Source organism: Enterobacter wuhouensis (assembly GCF_004331265.1).
In the GTDB taxonomy this organism is placed as follows: Bacteria; Pseudomonadota; Gammaproteobacteria; order Enterobacterales; family Enterobacteriaceae; genus Enterobacter; species Enterobacter wuhouensis.
On record NZ_SJOO01000005.1, the window covers coordinates 261,426 to 277,550 of the forward strand.

General features: G+C 55.2%; 17 protein-coding genes. 9 read left to right on the forward strand and 8 right to left on the reverse strand.

The window, feature by feature from the left end:
- Positions 1-89: 89 nt before the first annotated feature.
- The 3 genes from nemA to eptA are packed head-to-tail and all read right to left on the reverse strand — an operon-like array spanning position 90 to position 3,507.
- Positions 90-1,187, reverse strand: coding sequence for an alkene reductase (gene nemA, locus E0L20_RS13985; RefSeq protein WP_131634461.1), 1,098 nt, complete (start codon positions 1,185-1,187; stop codon positions 90-92).
- A gap of 53 nt (positions 1,188-1,240) precedes the next feature.
- Positions 1,241-1,840 (reverse strand): TetR/AcrR family transcriptional regulator, encoded by a 600-nt coding sequence (locus tag E0L20_RS13990; RefSeq protein WP_131634462.1) that lies wholly within the window; start codon positions 1,838-1,840, stop codon positions 1,241-1,243.
- Positions 1,841-1,881: 41 nt separating this feature from the next.
- Positions 1,882-3,507 carry a phosphoethanolamine transferase EptA gene (gene eptA / locus E0L20_RS13995; RefSeq protein ID WP_131634463.1) on the reverse strand — a complete coding sequence of 542 codons (1,626 nt, stop codon included), beginning with the start codon at positions 3,505-3,507 and terminating at the stop codon, positions 1,882-1,884.
- Positions 3,508-3,656: 149 nt separating this feature from the next.
- Here eptA and E0L20_RS14000 point away from each other — a divergent pair, with 149 nt between their 5' ends.
- From E0L20_RS14000 to sodC, 3 genes are all read left to right on the forward strand, one after another.
- On the forward strand, positions 3,657-3,896 hold the full coding sequence (locus E0L20_RS14000; RefSeq protein ID WP_131634464.1) for a DUF1289 domain-containing protein: 240 nt from the start codon (positions 3,657-3,659) through the stop codon (positions 3,894-3,896).
- 48 nt (positions 3,897-3,944) lie between these two features.
- Complete coding sequence (locus tag E0L20_RS14005) at positions 3,945-4,841, forward strand: aldo/keto reductase (RefSeq protein WP_131634465.1); 897 nt, start codon at positions 3,945-3,947, stop codon at positions 4,839-4,841.
- An 80-nt stretch (positions 4,842-4,921) separates the two neighbouring features.
- On the forward strand, positions 4,922-5,440 hold the full coding sequence (gene sodC / locus E0L20_RS14010) for a superoxide dismutase [Cu-Zn] SodC (RefSeq protein ID WP_131634466.1): 519 nt from the start codon (positions 4,922-4,924) through the stop codon (positions 5,438-5,440).
- Here sodC and E0L20_RS14015 read toward each other — a convergent pair.
- The 3 genes from E0L20_RS14015 to E0L20_RS14025 are packed head-to-tail and all read right to left on the reverse strand — an operon-like array spanning position 5,419 to position 8,551.
- Complete coding sequence (locus tag E0L20_RS14015; protein ID WP_131634467.1) at positions 5,419-7,452, reverse strand: FUSC family protein; 2,034 nt, start codon at positions 7,450-7,452, stop codon at positions 5,419-5,421. The two genes, sodC and E0L20_RS14015, sit on opposite strands and share 22 nt — an antisense overlap.
- Positions 7,452-8,312, reverse strand: coding sequence for an efflux RND transporter periplasmic adaptor subunit (locus tag E0L20_RS14020; protein WP_131634468.1), 861 nt, complete (start codon positions 8,310-8,312; stop codon positions 7,452-7,454). Before E0L20_RS14020 ends, E0L20_RS14015 begins: the two co-directional genes overlap by 1 nt.
- 2 nt (positions 8,313-8,314) lie before the next feature.
- Positions 8,315-8,551 (reverse strand): DUF1656 domain-containing protein, encoded by a 237-nt coding sequence (locus tag E0L20_RS14025; RefSeq protein WP_131634469.1) that lies wholly within the window; start codon positions 8,549-8,551, stop codon positions 8,315-8,317.
- 187 nt (positions 8,552-8,738) lie between these two features.
- Between E0L20_RS14025 and slyA the strand changes: the two genes are divergently transcribed.
- Positions 8,739-9,179: a transcriptional regulator SlyA gene (gene slyA, locus E0L20_RS14030; protein WP_131634470.1), complete on the forward strand. Its 441-nt coding sequence runs from the start codon at positions 8,739-8,741 to the stop codon at positions 9,177-9,179.
- Between the two features lie 37 nt (positions 9,180-9,216).
- Here the strand turns inward: slyA and E0L20_RS14035 are convergent, their stop codons facing one another.
- Positions 9,217-10,578 (reverse strand): sensor domain-containing diguanylate cyclase, encoded by a 1,362-nt coding sequence (locus E0L20_RS14035; protein ID WP_131634471.1) that lies wholly within the window; start codon positions 10,576-10,578, stop codon positions 9,217-9,219.
- A 202-nt stretch (positions 10,579-10,780) separates the two neighbouring features.
- On the reverse strand, positions 10,781-11,248 hold the full coding sequence (slyB, locus tag E0L20_RS14040) for an outer membrane lipoprotein SlyB (protein WP_131634472.1): 468 nt from the start codon (positions 11,246-11,248) through the stop codon (positions 10,781-10,783).
- 253 nt (positions 11,249-11,501) lie between these two features.
- Between slyB and anmK the strand changes: the two genes are divergently transcribed.
- From anmK to pdxY, 5 genes are all read left to right on the forward strand, one after another.
- Positions 11,502-12,626 carry an anhydro-N-acetylmuramic acid kinase gene (anmK, locus tag E0L20_RS14045; RefSeq protein ID WP_131634473.1) on the forward strand — a complete coding sequence of 375 codons (1,125 nt, stop codon included), beginning with the start codon at positions 11,502-11,504 and terminating at the stop codon, positions 12,624-12,626.
- A 94-nt stretch (positions 12,627-12,720) separates the two neighbouring features.
- A complete protein-coding gene (gene mliC, locus E0L20_RS14050) occupies positions 12,721-13,044 on the forward strand; it encodes a C-type lysozyme inhibitor (protein ID WP_131634474.1) in 324 nt (107 codons plus the stop codon).
- 57 nt (positions 13,045-13,101) lie between these two features.
- Positions 13,102-13,758, forward strand: a complete 657-nt coding sequence (gene pdxH / locus E0L20_RS14055) for a pyridoxamine 5'-phosphate oxidase (protein ID WP_131634524.1) — start codon at positions 13,102-13,104, stop codon at positions 13,756-13,758.
- A gap of 125 nt (positions 13,759-13,883) precedes the next feature.
- Positions 13,884-15,158, forward strand: a complete 1,275-nt coding sequence (tyrS, locus tag E0L20_RS14060; protein ID WP_131634475.1) for a tyrosine--tRNA ligase — start codon at positions 13,884-13,886, stop codon at positions 15,156-15,158.
- A 66-nt stretch (positions 15,159-15,224) separates the two neighbouring features.
- The gene (gene pdxY / locus E0L20_RS14065) at positions 15,225-16,085 is read left to right on the forward strand and encodes a pyridoxal kinase PdxY (RefSeq protein WP_131634476.1); all 861 of its coding nucleotides are present in this window, start codon (positions 15,225-15,227) and stop codon (positions 16,083-16,085) included.
- Positions 16,086-16,125: the final 40 nt, after the last annotated feature.

The following is a 16,125-nucleotide window of genomic DNA, read 5'->3' on the forward strand; positions in this document are numbered from 1 at the left end:
ATTAACCAATGGAATGGATTATCTTTTTGAACAGAAACGATGTTTTAGTATAGCGGCGAAATGTCGCCGCTATCAATGACAAACGGGGATCAGAGAGAAGGGTAGTCGGTGTAGCCTTCTGCGCCGCCGCCGTAGAAGCTTTCCGGACGCTGTGGGTTTAGCTCGGCTTTTTTCTGCAGACGAGCAACCAGATCCGGGTTGGCAATGAAGTCACGACCAAACGCTACCGCGTCGATCAGGCCTTTGCCGATCAGATCTTCGGCTTTCTCTGGAGTGTATGCACCCGCACCGATGATCACACCGTGGAAGCGCTCGCGCACCTTCTGGCGGAAGGCTTCAGTGTAAGGCTGGCCGCCAGCCCAGTCCGGCTCGGACATGTGCAGGTAGGCGATACCGCGCTTCGCCAGCTCTTCGATCAGGTACAGGGCGTCGGCTTCTTCGTTCGGGCCATTGTCCACGTTCTGGAAAGAACCAATTGGCGAGACGCGAATACCGATACGGTCTGCGCTCCACTCTTTACATACCGCATCGACCACTTCCAGCACCAGGCGCGCGCGGTTTTCAACGCTGCCGCCGTACTGGTCGGTACGATGGTTGGAAGACGGCGACAGGAACTGGTGCAGCAGGTAACCGTGGGCAGAGTGCAGCTCAACAAGGTCGAAGCCGGCTTCACGGGCATTGGCGACCGCCTGACGAAAATCGTTAACGATGCCCGGGATCTCGTCCAGCTCCAGCGCACGCGGCATGGAGGTATCGACGCGGATGGCGTTGCCGTTTTCATCACGCAGAGAGGTGCGGGTATTCGCGCTCAGGGCTGAGGCTGAAACCGGCGCCTGACCGCCAGGCTGGATGCTGCTGTGTGAGATACGGCCGGTATGCCACAGCTGTACCGCAATGCGGCCATCTTCAGCGTGCACGCCCGCGGTGATTTTCTTCCACGCGGCAATCTGTTCCGGGCTGTGCAGCCCTGGCGCACCCGCATAGCCTTTCGCCTGGGCGGAAATCTGGGTGGCTTCAGAGATGATCAGGCCAGAACTTGCGCGCTGACGGTAATATTCACCCATCAGAAGGGTCGGAATATCACCCGGCTCAATGCTGCGAAGGCGGGTGAGAGGAGCCATAAACACGCGGTTTGGCGCGGTTACGGCGCCTACTTTCAGTGGGGTAAATAATTTTTCAGCGGACATAAAGACTCCTGAGTAGACCAGTCGACTAGTGATTAAGTAAATAAAAACGCCTGCTACACGCCAGGCGCTGTAATGCTGCTTTTCACATGTGCCAGCGCGCTTTCAAGCGGCACGGCACTGCGAGAAATCTTGGCCTGCAGGTTAGCGCCCAGCCAGAGGGCGTACAACACCTGCGCCTGCGTTAACGGCTCGCCGATAAAGGCCAGCGTTTTTTCGTCGCGTCCTTTCTCCAGCGCCTTCGCCAGAAGCGCGATTACGCCGGTGGCTCCTTTATCCATTGCCGTGCGCATATCTTCTGACAGATCGCACACTTCAGCGGACAGTTTTACCGTCAGGCAACCGCTGATGATGCCCTGCTGACAGAACTGCGTCAGCGTTTCCTGATAGTAATTCAGAACACGATCGCGGTAGTTACCTTCACCGCTGGCGAAGTGGGTGGCCAGCCGCTGGTGGTATCCGGCATAGTGCCGCTCCAGCATGGCCACACCGAAGGCTTCCTTAGACCGGAAGTAGTGGTAAAAAGAGCCCTTCGGCACCTCAGCGGTTTTCAGTAACTCGCTCAGACCCATACCGGTGAATCCACGGTGCATGCAAAGACGCTCGCCGGTCGCCAGTAAATGTTCGCGCGTATCGTGTTCAGTATTTCTGCTCATGGCCGTACTCTAATAGACCGTTCGGTCTAATGCAAGCAGGTTTAGCGGCGGCACGCGTTCATGATATCCAGCTGCTGTTTATAAACCGTTGATTTTACGTCCATCATGCCAAGCACGGTCGAGAAAAGATTGTCCTGTGAAACCGCATTTTTTGCAGCAAAATCGCGCATGCACCGTTCGTCAACACCGAAGTTTTTGGTGTAGTCCGGCGATAGCCAGAACATAAACGGAATATGCGTTTGCTGCTCTGGGGCGAGCATATACGGCGTGCCGTGCAGGTAAATACCGCTTTCCCCCAGCGACTCCCCGTGATCGGAAAGGTAGATCAGGGCCGTATTCATGCTGGCCTGACGGGCTTTCAGCGCGTCGATGGTTTTACTGACCACGCTGTCGGTATACAGAATGGAATTGTCGTAGGTGTTCATCAGCGCCTGATGATCGCAGTCCTGAATTTCGTTGGTATCACAGGTCGGGGTGAACTTGCGGAACGTACCCGGATAACGGTTGTAGTAGGCCGGGCCGTGGCTACCCATCAGGTGGATCACCAAAACGGTGTCCTGCTTCAGACCGTCCAGCACGTTATCCAGACGGTAAAGGTTCACGTCGTCAATGCACGATTTGTCTTTGCAAAACTGATCCAGCTTCCACTGGGTCATGTCCGTATGCGGTACGCGGTCACAGGCACCCTTACAGCCGCCATCGTTGTCGCGCCACAGCAGATTAATCCCTGCGTGCTTAAGCACGTCGAGCAAGCCTTCCTGATGGCGGGCCAGATCGGCATCGTACTTTTTACGCGGCATGCCGGAGAACATGCACGGAACGGAGACCGCCGTTTCCGTTCCGCATGAGGACGCCTTCGGGAAGTTAATGACATCCTGCTTTTTCAGCTCAGGGTTCGTTTCGCGGCCATAACCGTTGAGGGAGTAGTTCGCCGCGCGCGACGCTTCGCCCACAACCAGGACCAGAACGGTTTTTTTCTGCTGCCCGGCAATCAGCGGGCCTTTATGGGCGTCTTCGCCGATACGTACCAGCGTCTGGTCGCCGGCAAACCAGCGCATTTTGCTGTATTTCACCACGGCGCTGACGTAGTTGGCCGGGGTGACCATCTTGACGATGCTTTTGTTGTTACGGAACAGCGAGGCGTAATCCTTATAGAACACCGCCGCAACCAAAATAATCACCAGCAGCGCGCCGAGCATGGCGGCAAAGCGCATCAGCAGGGCATACCACCATTTTCCCGTGCGTATGCGCGTCAGGGCAAGCACCACGGACGGAACGAGACCGGCGACGGCTATCCACAGAATCATCTGCGGCGTGACCAGCGCGGTCGCTTCCTGAGAGTTTGTCTCAAACACGTTCACAATCATGTTCTGATCGATAACCGCGCCATAGGTATACATAAAGTAAGTCGCGGCGGCGCAGCCTACGGTCAGGACAATCAGCAGCGGCTTGCGAATAAAGGGGATATTAAGCACGCTAAAGACAATCACCCAGCCGCAAAACAGCACCAGCGGTACGGATGCGGCAAAGAGCATGTCGTGTAAGCGTGCCGGGGCGATGATGGCCCAGCTGCGCTGAATAAACAGCGCGTTTAAGAGCGTAAAGAAAAGCGCGCAGCCCAGAGTGAATTTTATGTCGTTACACTGTAACTTCTTGATTGACCACATCGATTAATAAACCCGTCATTCTAATGATGAAGCGAGTATAGAGGCGCAAGATTAGTGAAACCTTAATGCCATAAATCTGTGGTAAAGCCCTTGCGCATAGGGCATTTAGCGTCTTCACTGTAGGTGATAGTCGGTTTCTGGAGGTGTGTGTGGCAGAGCAGCTGGAGTTTTTCCCCATCCAGAGCCCGTGCCGGGGTATTTGTCAGGTGGACGAGCGCGGATATTGTCGCGGGTGTATGCGTACCCGCGACGAGCGTTTCAACTGGCAAAACTTTAGCGATACGCAAAAGCAGGACGTACTTCGTCTCTGTCGACAGCGGCTCCTGCGCAAAATCCGCGCAAACAAAGCGGATGAATCGGAAGAACCGCAGCAACCTTCACTGTTTTAGGCCGGTAATTGCGTATACTCATAACATCACTTCCTTGAGGAATTTGTTATGGTTCAGCGTATTACCCTTGCCCCCCAGGGCCCTGAGTTCTCCCGCTTCGTCATGGGCTACTGGCGTCTGATGGACTGGAATATGTCCCCCCTTCAGCTGGCGAGCTTCATTGAAGAGCATCTCGACTTAGGCATTACCACTGTCGATCATGCTGACATCTACGGCGGTTATCACTGCGAAGCCGCGTTTGGGGAAGCGCTCAAGCTGGTTCCTGCGCTTCGCCAGCGTATGGAGATCGTCACCAAATGCGGTATCGCCACCACGGCAAAACCCGAGCACGCGCTCGGACACTACATCACCGACAGTGCCCACATCGTCACAAGCGCTGAGCAATCTCTGGTGAACCTGGCGACGGACCACATCGACCTGCTGCTGATTCACCGTCCCGATCCGCTGATGGATGCCGATGAGGTGGCAGAAGCCTTCCTGGAGCTTCACCAGAGCGGCAAAGTCCGCCATTTCGGCGTGTCTAACTTCACACCCGCGCAGTTTGCGCTCCTGCAGTCGCGTCTGCCGTTTACGCTGGCAACCAATCAGGTTGAAATTTCCCCGGTGCACCAGCCTCTGCTGCTGGACGGCACGCTCGATCAGCTGCAGCAGCTGCGCATCCGCCCGATGGCCTGGTCTTGTCTGGGCGGCGGTCGTCTGTTCAACGATGATGAATTCCAGCCGCTGCGCGACGAGCTTGAAACCGTCGCCCGCGAGCTCAATGCCGAGAGCATCGAGCAGGTTGTCTACGCGTGGATCCTGCGCCTGCCGTCTAAACCGCTGCCGATTATTGGTTCGGGTAAAATTGAGCGCGTCCGTTCCGCGCTGGCGGCCGAAGAGCTGCAGATGACCCGCCAGCAGTGGTTCCGCATCCGCAAAGCCGCGCTGGGCTACGACGTGCCTTAATCCGCAAAAAGAGGCCTCTCCGGTGAAATCTCTGCCCCTGGTATACACTTAAGGGGCAAAAAATAACCAACGGAGGTCATATGAAGCGTTTTGCTCTGGCAGTTATTACGCTGGCTGTTTGCGCAGGGGCGCAGGCGGCCAGCGATGAAGTGGAAATCAATCTTGTCACCTCTCAGGGTGTGGGCCAGTCCATTGGTACGGTGAAAATCACTGAAACCGATAAGGGGCTGGAGTTTGCCCCCGATCTTAAAGCTCTCCCTCCCGGCGAACATGGCTTTCATATTCATGCAAAAGGCAGCTGTCAGCCCGCGCTGAAAGAGGGTAAGGCCTCAGCGGCAGAAGCGGCGGGGGGCCACCTCGATCCACAGCACTCCGGCAAACACGAAGGCCCTGAAGGTATGGGACATCTTGGCGACCTGCCGGTGCTGGTGGTGAACAACGATGGCAAAGCTACCGATCCGGTCGTTGCCCCGCGCCTCAAAAAGCTTGAAGAGGTCAAAGGCAAAGCGCTGATGATCCACGTCGGCGGCGATAACATGTCCGATCGGCCCAAACCGCTCGGCGGCGGCGGGGCACGCTATGCCTGCGGCGTTATCTGATCGCCAATCGTACCCGGCGGCGGCGCCTGCTCCAGCTGCGACAGTGAACAGTGCAGTCGCCAGATGATTGAGGCGAGATCGCGCGCGGCAGGCAAATGGTGTTGCGCGAGGGTATCGCAGATGCGCTGAAGTTCAGTCAGCGTGGCCTCCAGCGGTCGTTGCTGGACTCCGCGCTCGCTCATGACGTCACGCAGCAGGGCGATACAGACATCTCGCACCTGCGACAGCGGGTCGGAACGCGTTTCCCAGGCGCGAAGCTGCCACACCACGTGTGAACAGTTCAACAGCACGACGCCCCAGCGCAACAGCCAACGGCGGGAAAGGGAGTCCTGGCTGTTATTGAGCTGGCTGACATGGTGATACACCAGCGATTCATACTCATTTTCCCGAAGATGGGGTTTACGGCTGAGCTGGTCGACAAAACCGCGGCGTAGCTCCCGAATATGTCTGCGGCTTTTACGGGCATCCGAACCGGGGCGCAGCACGGCGAAGGCCAGCCACGCCAGGCCCACGCCCAGAATTTTCGCCAGGTTATCGTTTAGAAAGTCCGCGTAATCATAAACGGGCGGATTGGTGACCGAAATAAACGACCCCATAAAGACGATCAGCTGTCCCCACAGGCCGGCCAGCCTGGGCATTTGCAGCTTGAGCAACTGCATGGTCGTCAGGAGAGGAAACAGAAACAGCAGGAACTGCCACAGATCGCTTATCTGCACCATCAGGCCAAATTTCACCACAAAGCTGAACAGGGACAGCAGGACCAGCGTGCGCAGCAGCAGCGTGAGGGAGTTGAAGGGCGATGCGGCGACGGAGTAAAGCACGCAGCTGATGGCGGCAAGCGTCAGGGCCGCGCTGCCGGCATCCCATTGCGTGATGATGGCCCAGGAGCCAACCAGCATCAGGGCACAGAAGGTGCGAAAACCGCTCCACAGCGCTTCAAGATAATCTGTATGCCGCGTCAGCGCGGGGCTGCCCGGAACGTTGAATTCGGTAATCGGCGTCGCGTTCTCAACCGCTTCGATCCAGCGGCTGCTGCGCAGATATAAGCGACAAAAATAGTTCAGCCGCTGCCAGAAGGCGCGATGGCGGTAGTCGTACTCATCCGCTGGGGCCAGGGGGGCGATAATTCGCGCCACGGTATAGATGTCCGCATCTGGACGGGCAAGGGCTGCGAGCAGCGTTTCAATTATTGCGCGGGTGTTTTCCGGCGGCGTCGGCCAGTTCAGCAGCATTCGGCGCAGGCTGGAGATGGCGCTGGTCATCCGTAACTGCTGGTGCAGCAAATAGTTAAGCAGGGTATTCTGGCGACGAAAGCGGTAGTGGCTCCAGAAGGCCTGAATACGCAACAGGTTCATGGTCAGGATCTGACCGATCACTTTCTCGTGCGCAAGCCGGATGTCATCGTTGATGTCTGGCTGCCAGAGCAGGCTGGCGTGTTCCAGCAGTCGGGCATGCATGGTCTTGAGGGCGGTGATAAGCGCCGTACCGTCTGACGTGCTGGGCAGGATCATCATCATAAATCCGCCGCTAAGAATGCCGACAATCACTTCGCAGACGCGGGCCTGGGCGATATCCCACAGCTCGGTGGTGTCCAGGACGTTGACGACCGGAAAGGCGATAATGGCGGCGGTATACCCGGCCAGCTGGAATGCATAGGCGACGTTATTGGTAAAGTGGGCGCAGGCCCAGGTGCAAAACCCAAGCCACGCCGCCATGCTCAGCAAAAAAAGCCAGGGATCGTTCAGCGTGTGGCCCGCGATGATCAGCGCCGCCGTGGCGCCCAGCAGGCTGCCGGCCACGCGGCCCAGACTCTTGCTGATTACGCCGCCGACGGTCGGGAAGCTCACCACCGCCGCAGAGGTCATCGCCCAGTATGGCTCGTCCAGATTCAGGTAGTAGGCGATGCTCAGCGCCAGGCACATGGCAATACCGTTTCGCAGCGCATACCGCCACTGCGGGCGCGTTGCTTTAATCCACGGCATGTTTCGCCAGGAAAACGCCTGCAGGTTCATCAGCGTGTTCCGACAGAGACGGTGCAGGTGGTGCCGGATACCAGGGTGATATCCTGCGGCAAGCGATCGAATTCCACGCGAACCGGTACGCGCTGCGCCAGTCTAACCCAGGGCACGTTCGGCTTAATGTCCGGGACAAGACCAGAATCGGTTTCAACGCTCTGATCGTAGATAGCGCGGCCAATGCTGGAAACGTGACCCTGTAACGTCTGCGAGCCGCTGTAAAGCGTGATGGTGGCGGGAGCGCCTTCGCGGATATGACGCAGCTTGGTCTCTTCAAAATACCCCACGACGTAGAAGGAGTGACTGTCGACGAGGGCAAAGACGGGCTGTCCGGTGCTGGCATAGTTGCCCACGCGGGCAGTGAGGTTAGTCACCCACCCGTCTACCGGCGCGGCGACCACGGTTTGCGTCAGTTCCCACTGCGCCTGCTTGAGCGAGGCTTCCGCCACGTTTACGCTGGCCTGCATGGCTTTTACGTTGATATTGGCCGTATCTAAATCTTCAGCGGAAATATAGTTTTGCGACAAATGGCGGCGGCGGTTTGCTTCGTTGTTCGCTTTCGCTAAATCGGACTGGGCTTTCGCCAGCTGAGCTTGCGCGTTGAGCACGGCGATATGAAAGGGCGTTTCGTCAATGCGGAATAAAACGTCACCCTTTTTAACGAACTGGTTATCCTTAACTAAAAGCGTCGTGATGCTTCCGGAAACCTGTGGCGTGATGCTGACCTGCTCCGCGCGGATTTTTCCGTCACGCGTCCAGGGGGACTGCATATAAAAATTCCAGAGCCACCATCCGGCAATCAGCGCCAGGGCAAGGACAAAAAGGGTGGAAAAGTACTTTACTGTTTTTAGCGACATGTTTACCACATAATCAAAATGGCCAGGCCCAGGCTCACGGAGAGGGCAAACAGGGAGAGATCCATAAGCATAGGGTGCCAGATCTCGCCGGAATACATCCAGTCACGGAGTAGTCGATGTGCGACAAGCCAGATCATAAAGCCCACCAGAACGGCTTTAAACAGGGGAGGAAAGTAGACTGATGCACCAAAGATCAGGTCTTGAAGGGGTAACCCCGCGGAGCTTAAAGAGAACTTCACGAGCAGAGATCCTTTGCAGTGAACACATAGCCACGATGGCCTGTTGTTAAAATGATGAAACATCATTACTCAGTGTAAATCATCCTATTAACAACGTTGGATGCAGTATTACATTTGTTTTGGCAATATAAATGCTGCACACTATTCTAAAATCAGTATAATAACTTAGCAAGCTAATTATAAGGAGATGAAATTGGAATCGCCATTAGGTTCTGATCTGGCAAGGTTAGTACGCGTCTGGCGTGCTCTGATTGACCATCGCCTGAAACCTCTGGAATTGACACAGACGCACTGGGTTACGCTGCATAACATTCATCAGCTTCCGCCCGAACAGTCGCAGATCCAACTGGCAAAAGCGATCGGAATTGAACAGCCGTCGCTGGTGCGTACGCTCGATCAGCTGGAGGAGAAGGGACTGATCTCCCGGCAAACCTGCGCCAGCGATCGTCGCGCTAAGCGCATTAAACTCACGGAGAAAGCGGCTCCAATCATCACTGAGATGGAAGCTGTCATCAGTAAAACGCGGGGCGAAATTCTTTCTGGCGTTTCGCCTGAGGAGCTTGAACTGCTCATCAGCCTCATCGCCCGCCTTGAGCAAAATATCCATGAGCTGCAGTCGCGCGATTGATATCATAAAAAGGCCTTGCATCTGCAAGGCCTTTTTTTCAACCAAAGACGACCACCCGGTTTCGACCGGTTTCTTTTGCCTCGTACATTGCCTTGTCGGCGCTCTCCACGCAGGTTTCGGCGGTAATTTCTGGTGACGCTGCGGTAAAGACGCCCATGCTGATGGTGATCTGCTCGGGCAGGTGTCCTGCGCTGCTTGATTTATCGAAACTGCTTAAGTGCAGTCTTATACGCTCCGCGACCTGAAGGGCGGCGTCTGAAGGGGTATTCGCCAGCATCAGGACAAACTCCTCGCCGCCAATACGCGCCGCAATGTCCTGTGGACGAACGGAATCCATCAGCAGATTGGCAACAAACTGCAGCACTTTGTCGCCCTGCAGGTGGCCGTAGTTATCGTTGATGCGCTTAAAGCGGTCGAGATCGCTAACGATAATTGAAACAGGCCTGCTCGCGGTAGCATGACTCAGCGCCTGGTTTAATGCGTCATAAAAATAACTGCGATTGTAGAGGCGCGTCAGCGGATCGCGAATCGAGTTTTGATAAGACTGTTGGTACTTTAAATGCGAGTCACGATAAAGATTAAATACGTCATACAGGAGCACGAAAATAATAAGCAGGGTTGCCGTGGTTTCAAACAAACGGGCACGGTACCAGGCAATATCTTCTGCGTGACCGCCCATCAGCAGCATTGTCAGCGTCACCGCATAACAGACGCATAAAAAGTTACCGCCAACCCAAAAAAGATTCCGCAATCGCGTAATAAACATCAGAACAGCTAATGTTACGACCCAGAAGATAATTAAAATAATATTGATAAACTGGTGCCAGAGCACCATAAACTCCCGCGTTTCATTATCCACCAGATCTAACGAGAGCAGCGAGGAGTGGCCGGAATAAAGCCAGGCCAGCACAACCATAACGACGGTGAACACAAACATACCGATGACGGAAAAAATGTGGCCAGAGCGCGAGAGCGGGTAGTCCCGAAGGGTATACAGCAGCCCTGAAATGATAAACAGCACCGCCATCAACAGGTGGCGGAACATAAAGAAGATCATCGCATCGTTATAGTCCACCATGCTGAAGGAGTACAGGTGAAGCCATGCCGGGAAGCTTAAAAGCGTACCGACCATCAGGAGCATTGAACCTGCAAACGCAAATGCAATCGCGACCAAATATAATCGCTTGCGGTCGCACCAGTATTTCATTGCCATAAAGCAGGCAATAAACATATGAAAGACGAGTAAAAAAATGGTCAGCGTTGGGAATAATAATGGGGAAAAGGATGGGATGGCTTCAACAAGATGGAGAAATAAACCCTGCATCAGCCCAACCACTGCAATGCAACCCAGGCAGAAAGAGATATAACGGTTTTTTAAATAAGAGCTAATCGGATTCATACATGTTTTTAACAATGCACTAAAGTTGCATTAATAGGTAAGTTGAATTCGAATAGTTTAATGCGTTAACAAATGAATACCTTGCGCGCGAACAATGTCGGAAGGGTTTATTAATTGCTCAGTTAGGATTTTTGTAAAACAATGTTTTAAAATGATTGATAATGTAAATGGATGTGGCCCGGAGGCCACATCCAGAAAGAGATTAGCGTGGGGAAACGGTGACCTGGCTTCCGTTGCTCGCCAGAACAACACGCTGACCGGCAGAGAAACGGGTGTTACCTTGTTTCTGCACGACCATAATGGTGTTACCGTCGTCTTTACGGATTTCCAGCTCTACGCCCTGGGATTTGTTCATCGCACCCTGAACGCCCTGGCCCGCAACGCCACCCGCAACCGCACCTGCCGCCGTTGCCAAAGAACGACCTGTACCACCCCCTACGGTGTTACCCAGGAAGCCACCCAGCACAGCACCGCCGATAGCGCCGACAACGTTGTTTTCATCGCCACCCTGGATCTGAACAGGACGCGCGTTAACAATAGTACCGTAAGTCACGTTCTGAACCTGTTTAGCTTCAGAAGCGCTATAAACGTCGCCAGAAAGTGAACTGTCATTCACACAACCAGCCAGTGTTAAACCAATCAGCGAAACGCCCAGTACACGTAAAATCATTTGAATCTCCTGTTCACCAAAAACGCCCGGTTCGGGCATCCGTTATGGCTAAATTATATGGCATTAACGGCCATCATTCCTACCTTTGCACTAACAATAGGAAAAGTGTACTTGAATTTGGCTTAACGAGATATAAACAAAAATTCCGCTGTGACCTCCCTGACATTGTTAAAAAATATTATCTCCGCATAGCAAAGCGGCGCTGTTTATGTTGGAGTGTTTATCTTAAGCCCACATAACGTAAGGAAAGCGCATGAAATCGGGTCGCTACATTGGTGTGATGTCAGGTACCAGTCTTGATGGGGTCGATGTTGTTCTGGCCGCCATAGATGAAAACATGGTGGCACAGCAGGCGAGCCTGACCTGGCCGATACCCGTCTCCTTGAAAGAGGACATCCTGAGTATCTGTCAGGGCCAGCAACTTACGCTTTCTCAACTTGGCCAGCTTGATGTACGACTGGGGGCATTGTTTGCTGACGCGGTGCTGGCGCTGATGCGCAAAGAAAACCTGCAGCCGCAGGACGTGGTCGCCATCGGTTGCCACGGGCAAACCGTCTGGCATGAACCCACCGGTGACGCGCCGCATACCCTGCAGATTGGTGATAACAACCAGATTGTGGCGAAAACGGGTGTTACGGTCGTGGGGGATTTCCGCCGTCGTGATATCGCCCTTGGGGGGCAGGGAGCGCCGCTGGTGCCCGCATTCCATCAGGCGCTGCTGGCGCACCCGGTTGAGCGCCGAATGGTGCTCAACATAGGAGGCATTGCAAATCTGTCGATGCTGATCCCCGGCCAGCCGGTGCGCGGTTACGATACCGGCCCGGGTAACATGCTGATGGATGCGTGGATCTGGCGGCAGTGCGGTAAGCCCTACGATAAAGATGCTGATTGGGCCAGCGAAGGTAAAGTGATCATTCCTTTACTGCAGTCCATGCTTAGCGACCCCTATTTTTCTCTGCCGGCACCGAAAAGCACCGGACGAGAATATTTCAACTATGGCTGGCTGGAACGCCAGCTTGCGCCATTCCCCGCGCTTGCGCCGCAGGACGTGCAGGCCACGCTTGCCGAGTTAACCGCGGTGTCCATATCGGAACAGGTTCTCCTGAGCGGAGGATGCGAGCGCCTGCTGGTCTGCGGCGGCGGAAGCCGAAACCCACTGGTGATGGCGCGCCTGGCGGGGTTACTACCGGGTACCGAAGTGACCACCACGGACGACGCCGGGATCAGCGGTGATGATATGGAAGCGCTGGCGTTCGCATGGCTTGCCTGGCGTACCGTAGCCGGGCTGCCCGGCAACCTTCCTTCGGTCACCGGCGCGCGTGATGCCAGCGTGCTGGGCGCTATTTTCCCGGCAAACCCCCGCCATAATCAGAGTTAACTGAAATTCAGGACCGCTTTCTGCCGTTAAAATGGACCAAAAACAGGAGGGCAGGAATGTCCTCCAGGACCAGGATAGTCTTCGGAATACGCCCATGAAAAAATATCTTCTTCTTGCTCTCCCTCTATTGATGACAGGGTGCAGCGCCTATAACCAACTCGTTGAGCGCATGCAGACCGATACCCTGGCGTATCGCTGCGATGAAAAGCCGCTGACCGTAAAAGTGAATAATCCGCGTCAGGAAGCAAGCTTTGTCTATGACAACAAACTGCTGACCCTTAAGCAGGGGATGTCGGCCTCCGGCGCTCGCTATACGGACGGTATCTACGTGTTCTGGTCTAAAGGCGACAGCGCAACGGTCTATAAACGCGACCGCATCGTGCTGAACAATTGCCAGTTAGAAAACCCGAAGCGTTGAGATTTTCACAGGGGCGGCGCACAATAGCGCCACCCAATGTCAATTTCAGCTAACGCCATGTCAGATAACGACGAACTGCAGCAAATTGCGCATCTGCGCCGTGAATACACCAAAGGCGGCCTGCGTCGCCAGGATCTTCCCGCCGAACCGCTGGTGCTTTTTGAACGCTGGCTGAAACAGGCCTGTGAAGCGAAGCTCGCCGATCCCACGGCGATGGTCGTCGCAACGGTTGATGAAAACGGCCAACCCTATCAGCGTATCGTGCTGCTCAAGCACTATGATGAGAAAGGGCTGGTGTTCTACACCAACCTCGGCAGCCGCAAAGCACACCACCTGGAAAACAATCCGCGCATTAGCCTGCTGTTCCCGTGGCATATGCTGGAGCGTCAGGTCATGGTGACGGGCAAAGCCGAGCGGCTCTCCACCCTGGAAGTCGTGAAGTATTTCCACAGCCGCCCGCGCGACAGCCAGATTGGCGCCTGGGTGTCAAAACAGTCCAGCCGCATTTCGGCCCGCGGCGTGCTGGAAAGCAAATTCCTCGAGCTGAAACAGAAATTCCAGCAGGGTGAGGTTCCGCTGCCCAGCTTCTGGGGCGGTTTCCGCATCCCGATTGAACAGATGGAGTTCTGGCAGGGGGGCGAACATCGCCTTCACGACCGCTTTTTATACCAGCGCGAGAACAGCGGCTGGAAAATCGACAGACTGGCACCCTAATCCCCGAAATTTGTTGTGTTAAGCGCTAGCGCTACGTGCGCCAGCGCTTTATTCTATGGTCCTTTCGCATCAGGCGAAAAGTCGTGTACCGGCAAAGGTGCAGTCGTTTATACATGGAGAATTGGATGGCAAGCAGTAACTTGATTAAACAATTGCAAGAGCGGGGCCTCGTGGCTCAGGTGACGGACGAGGAAGCGTTAGCAGAGCGACTGGCGCAAGGCCCGATCGCGCTCTATTGCGGCTTCGACCCCACCGCTGACAGCTTGCATTTGGGGCATCTTGTTCCATTGTTATGCCTGAAACGCTTCCAGATGGCGGGCCATAAGCCTGTTGCACTGGTTGGCGGCGCGACCGGTCTGATTGGCGACCCAAGCTTCAAAGCCGCTGAGCGTAAACTGAACACCGAAGACACCGTGCAGGAGTGGGTAGATAAAATCCGCAAGCAGGTGGCTCCGTTCCTCGACTTCAACTGTGGCGATAACGCTGCGATTGCCGCAAACAACTACGACTGGTTTGGCGGTATGAACGTACTGACGTTCCTGCGTGATATCGGCAAGCACTTCTCTGTTAACCAGATGATTAACAAAGAAGCCGTTAAGCAGCGTCTGAACCGTGACGACCAGGGCATCTCCTTTACCGAGTTCTCCTATAACCTGCTGCAGGGCTATGACTTTGCCTGTCTGAACAAACTGCACGGCGTTGCCCTGCAGATTGGCGGTTCCGACCAGTGGGGCAACATTACGTCCGGTATCGACTTAACCCGCCGTCTGCACCAGAATCAGGTCTTCGGCCTGACCGTACCGCTGATCACCAAAGCTGACGGCACCAAGTTTGGTAAAACCGAAGGCGGCGCGGTGTGGCTCGATCCGAAGAAAACCAGCCCGTACAAGTTCTACCAGTTCTGGATCAACACGGCGGATGCCGACGTTTACCGTTTCCTCAAGTTCTTCACCTTTATGGACATTGAGGCCATCAATGCTCTGGAAGAAGAAGACAAAAACAGCGGTAAAGCCCCGCGCGCGCAGTATGTGCTGGCGGACGAAGTGACCAAACTGGTTCACGGTGAGGAAGGGCTGGCTGCGGCAAAACGCATCACCGCGAGCCTGTTCAACGGTACGCTGAGCGACTTAAGCGAAGCGGACTTCGAACAGCTGGCGCAGGACGGCGTGCCAATGGTTGAGATGGAAAAAGGCGCAGATCTTATGCAGGCGCTGGTGGACTCCGAGCTGCAACCGTCTCGCGGCCAGGCGCGTAAAACCATCGCCTCCAACGCGATCACCATCAACGGTGAAAAGCAGGCTGACCCGGAATACACCTTCGTCGACGGCGATCGTCTGTACGGACGTTACACCCTGCTGCGTCGCGGTAAGAAAAATTACTGTCTCGTCTGCTGGAAGTAAATAAAAGTGCTCAGGGGCGTGGGAAACCACGCCCCTTTTGTTTTTTCAGGGTTTGGTAAGCAAAAAATGAAGAACATCCTCGCCATTCAGTCCCACGTTGTGTTTGGACATGCTGGCAATAGCGCAGCGGAATTCCCGATGCGCCGCCTCGGTGCCAACGTCTGGCCCTTAAATACCGTACAGTTTTCCAACCACACGCAGTACGGCAAATGGACCGGCTGCGTCATGCCGCCCTCGCATCTGACGGAAATCGTTCAGGGGATTGCGGATATCGACCAGCTGAAGCGCTGTGACGCGGTGCTGAGCGGTTATCTCGGCTCCGCAGAGCAGGGGGAGCATATCCTCGGCATCGTGCGTCAGGTGAAGGCGGCGAACCCCGAGGCAAAGTATTTCTGCGATCCCGTCATGGGGCATCCGGAGAAGGGCTGCATCGTTGCGCCTGGCGTAGCAGAGTTTCACGTCCGCCATGCGCTGCCGGCCAGCGATATCATTGCGCCAAACCTGATCGAGCTGGAAATCCTCTGCGAGCATGCGGTTAACAGCGTTGAAGAGGCTATAAGCGCTTCTCGTGAGTTAATTGCGCAGGGGCCGGAGATTGTGCTGGTCAAGCATCTTGCGCGTGCAGGGCTGAGCAAGGACCGTTTTGAGATGCTGCTGGTCACCAAAGACGAGGCGTGGCACATCAGCCGCCCGCTGGTGGATTTTGGCGTGCGTCAGCCTGTGGGTGTCGGTGACGTTACCAGCGGCCTGCTGCTGGTGAAGCTGCTGCAGGGGGCGAGCCTGCGCGATGCCCTTGAGCACGTCACAGCGGCAGTCTATGAGGTCATGATTGCAACGAAAAATATGCAGGAATATGAGTTGCAGGTGGTCGCGGCGCAGGATCGTATCGCGAAGCCGGAGCATTATTTCAGCGCCACGCAACTGTAAGAGCAACGATTTTGTAGGCCGGGTAAGCGCAGCGCCGCCC

Excerpts from the sequence above, each read along its gene's own strand:
- nemA (WP_131634461.1), bottom strand. The coding sequence starts at position 1,187 with ATGTCCGCTGAAAAATTATTTACCCCACTGAAAGTAGGCGCCGTAACC.
- E0L20_RS13990 (WP_131634462.1), bottom strand. The coding sequence starts at position 1,840 with ATGAGCAGAAATACTGAACACGATACGCGCGAACATTTACTGGCGACC.
- eptA (WP_131634463.1), bottom strand. The coding sequence starts at position 3,507 with ATGTGGTCAATCAAGAAGTTACAGTGTAACGACATAAAATTCACTCTG.
- E0L20_RS14005 (WP_131634465.1), top strand. The coding sequence starts at position 3,945 with ATGGTTCAGCGTATTACCCTTGCCCCCCAGGGCCCTGAGTTCTCCCGC.
- sodC (WP_131634466.1), top strand. The coding sequence starts at position 4,922 with ATGAAGCGTTTTGCTCTGGCAGTTATTACGCTGGCTGTTTGCGCAGGG.
- E0L20_RS14015 (WP_131634467.1), bottom strand. The coding sequence starts at position 7,452 with ATGAACCTGCAGGCGTTTTCCTGGCGAAACATGCCGTGGATTAAAGCA.
- E0L20_RS14020 (WP_131634468.1), bottom strand. The coding sequence starts at position 8,312 with ATGTCGCTAAAAACAGTAAAGTACTTTTCCACCCTTTTTGTCCTTGCC.
- slyA (WP_131634470.1), top strand. The coding sequence starts at position 8,739 with ATGAAATTGGAATCGCCATTAGGTTCTGATCTGGCAAGGTTAGTACGC.
- E0L20_RS14035 (WP_131634471.1), bottom strand. The coding sequence starts at position 10,578 with ATGAATCCGATTAGCTCTTATTTAAAAAACCGTTATATCTCTTTCTGC.
- slyB (WP_131634472.1), bottom strand. The coding sequence starts at position 11,248 with ATGATTTTACGTGTACTGGGCGTTTCGCTGATTGGTTTAACACTGGCT.
- anmK (WP_131634473.1), top strand. The coding sequence starts at position 11,502 with ATGAAATCGGGTCGCTACATTGGTGTGATGTCAGGTACCAGTCTTGAT.
- mliC (WP_131634474.1), top strand. The coding sequence starts at position 12,721 with ATGAAAAAATATCTTCTTCTTGCTCTCCCTCTATTGATGACAGGGTGC.
- pdxH (WP_131634524.1), top strand. The coding sequence starts at position 13,102 with ATGTCAGATAACGACGAACTGCAGCAAATTGCGCATCTGCGCCGTGAA.
- tyrS (WP_131634475.1), top strand. The coding sequence starts at position 13,884 with ATGGCAAGCAGTAACTTGATTAAACAATTGCAAGAGCGGGGCCTCGTG.
- pdxY (WP_131634476.1), top strand. The coding sequence starts at position 15,225 with ATGAAGAACATCCTCGCCATTCAGTCCCACGTTGTGTTTGGACATGCT.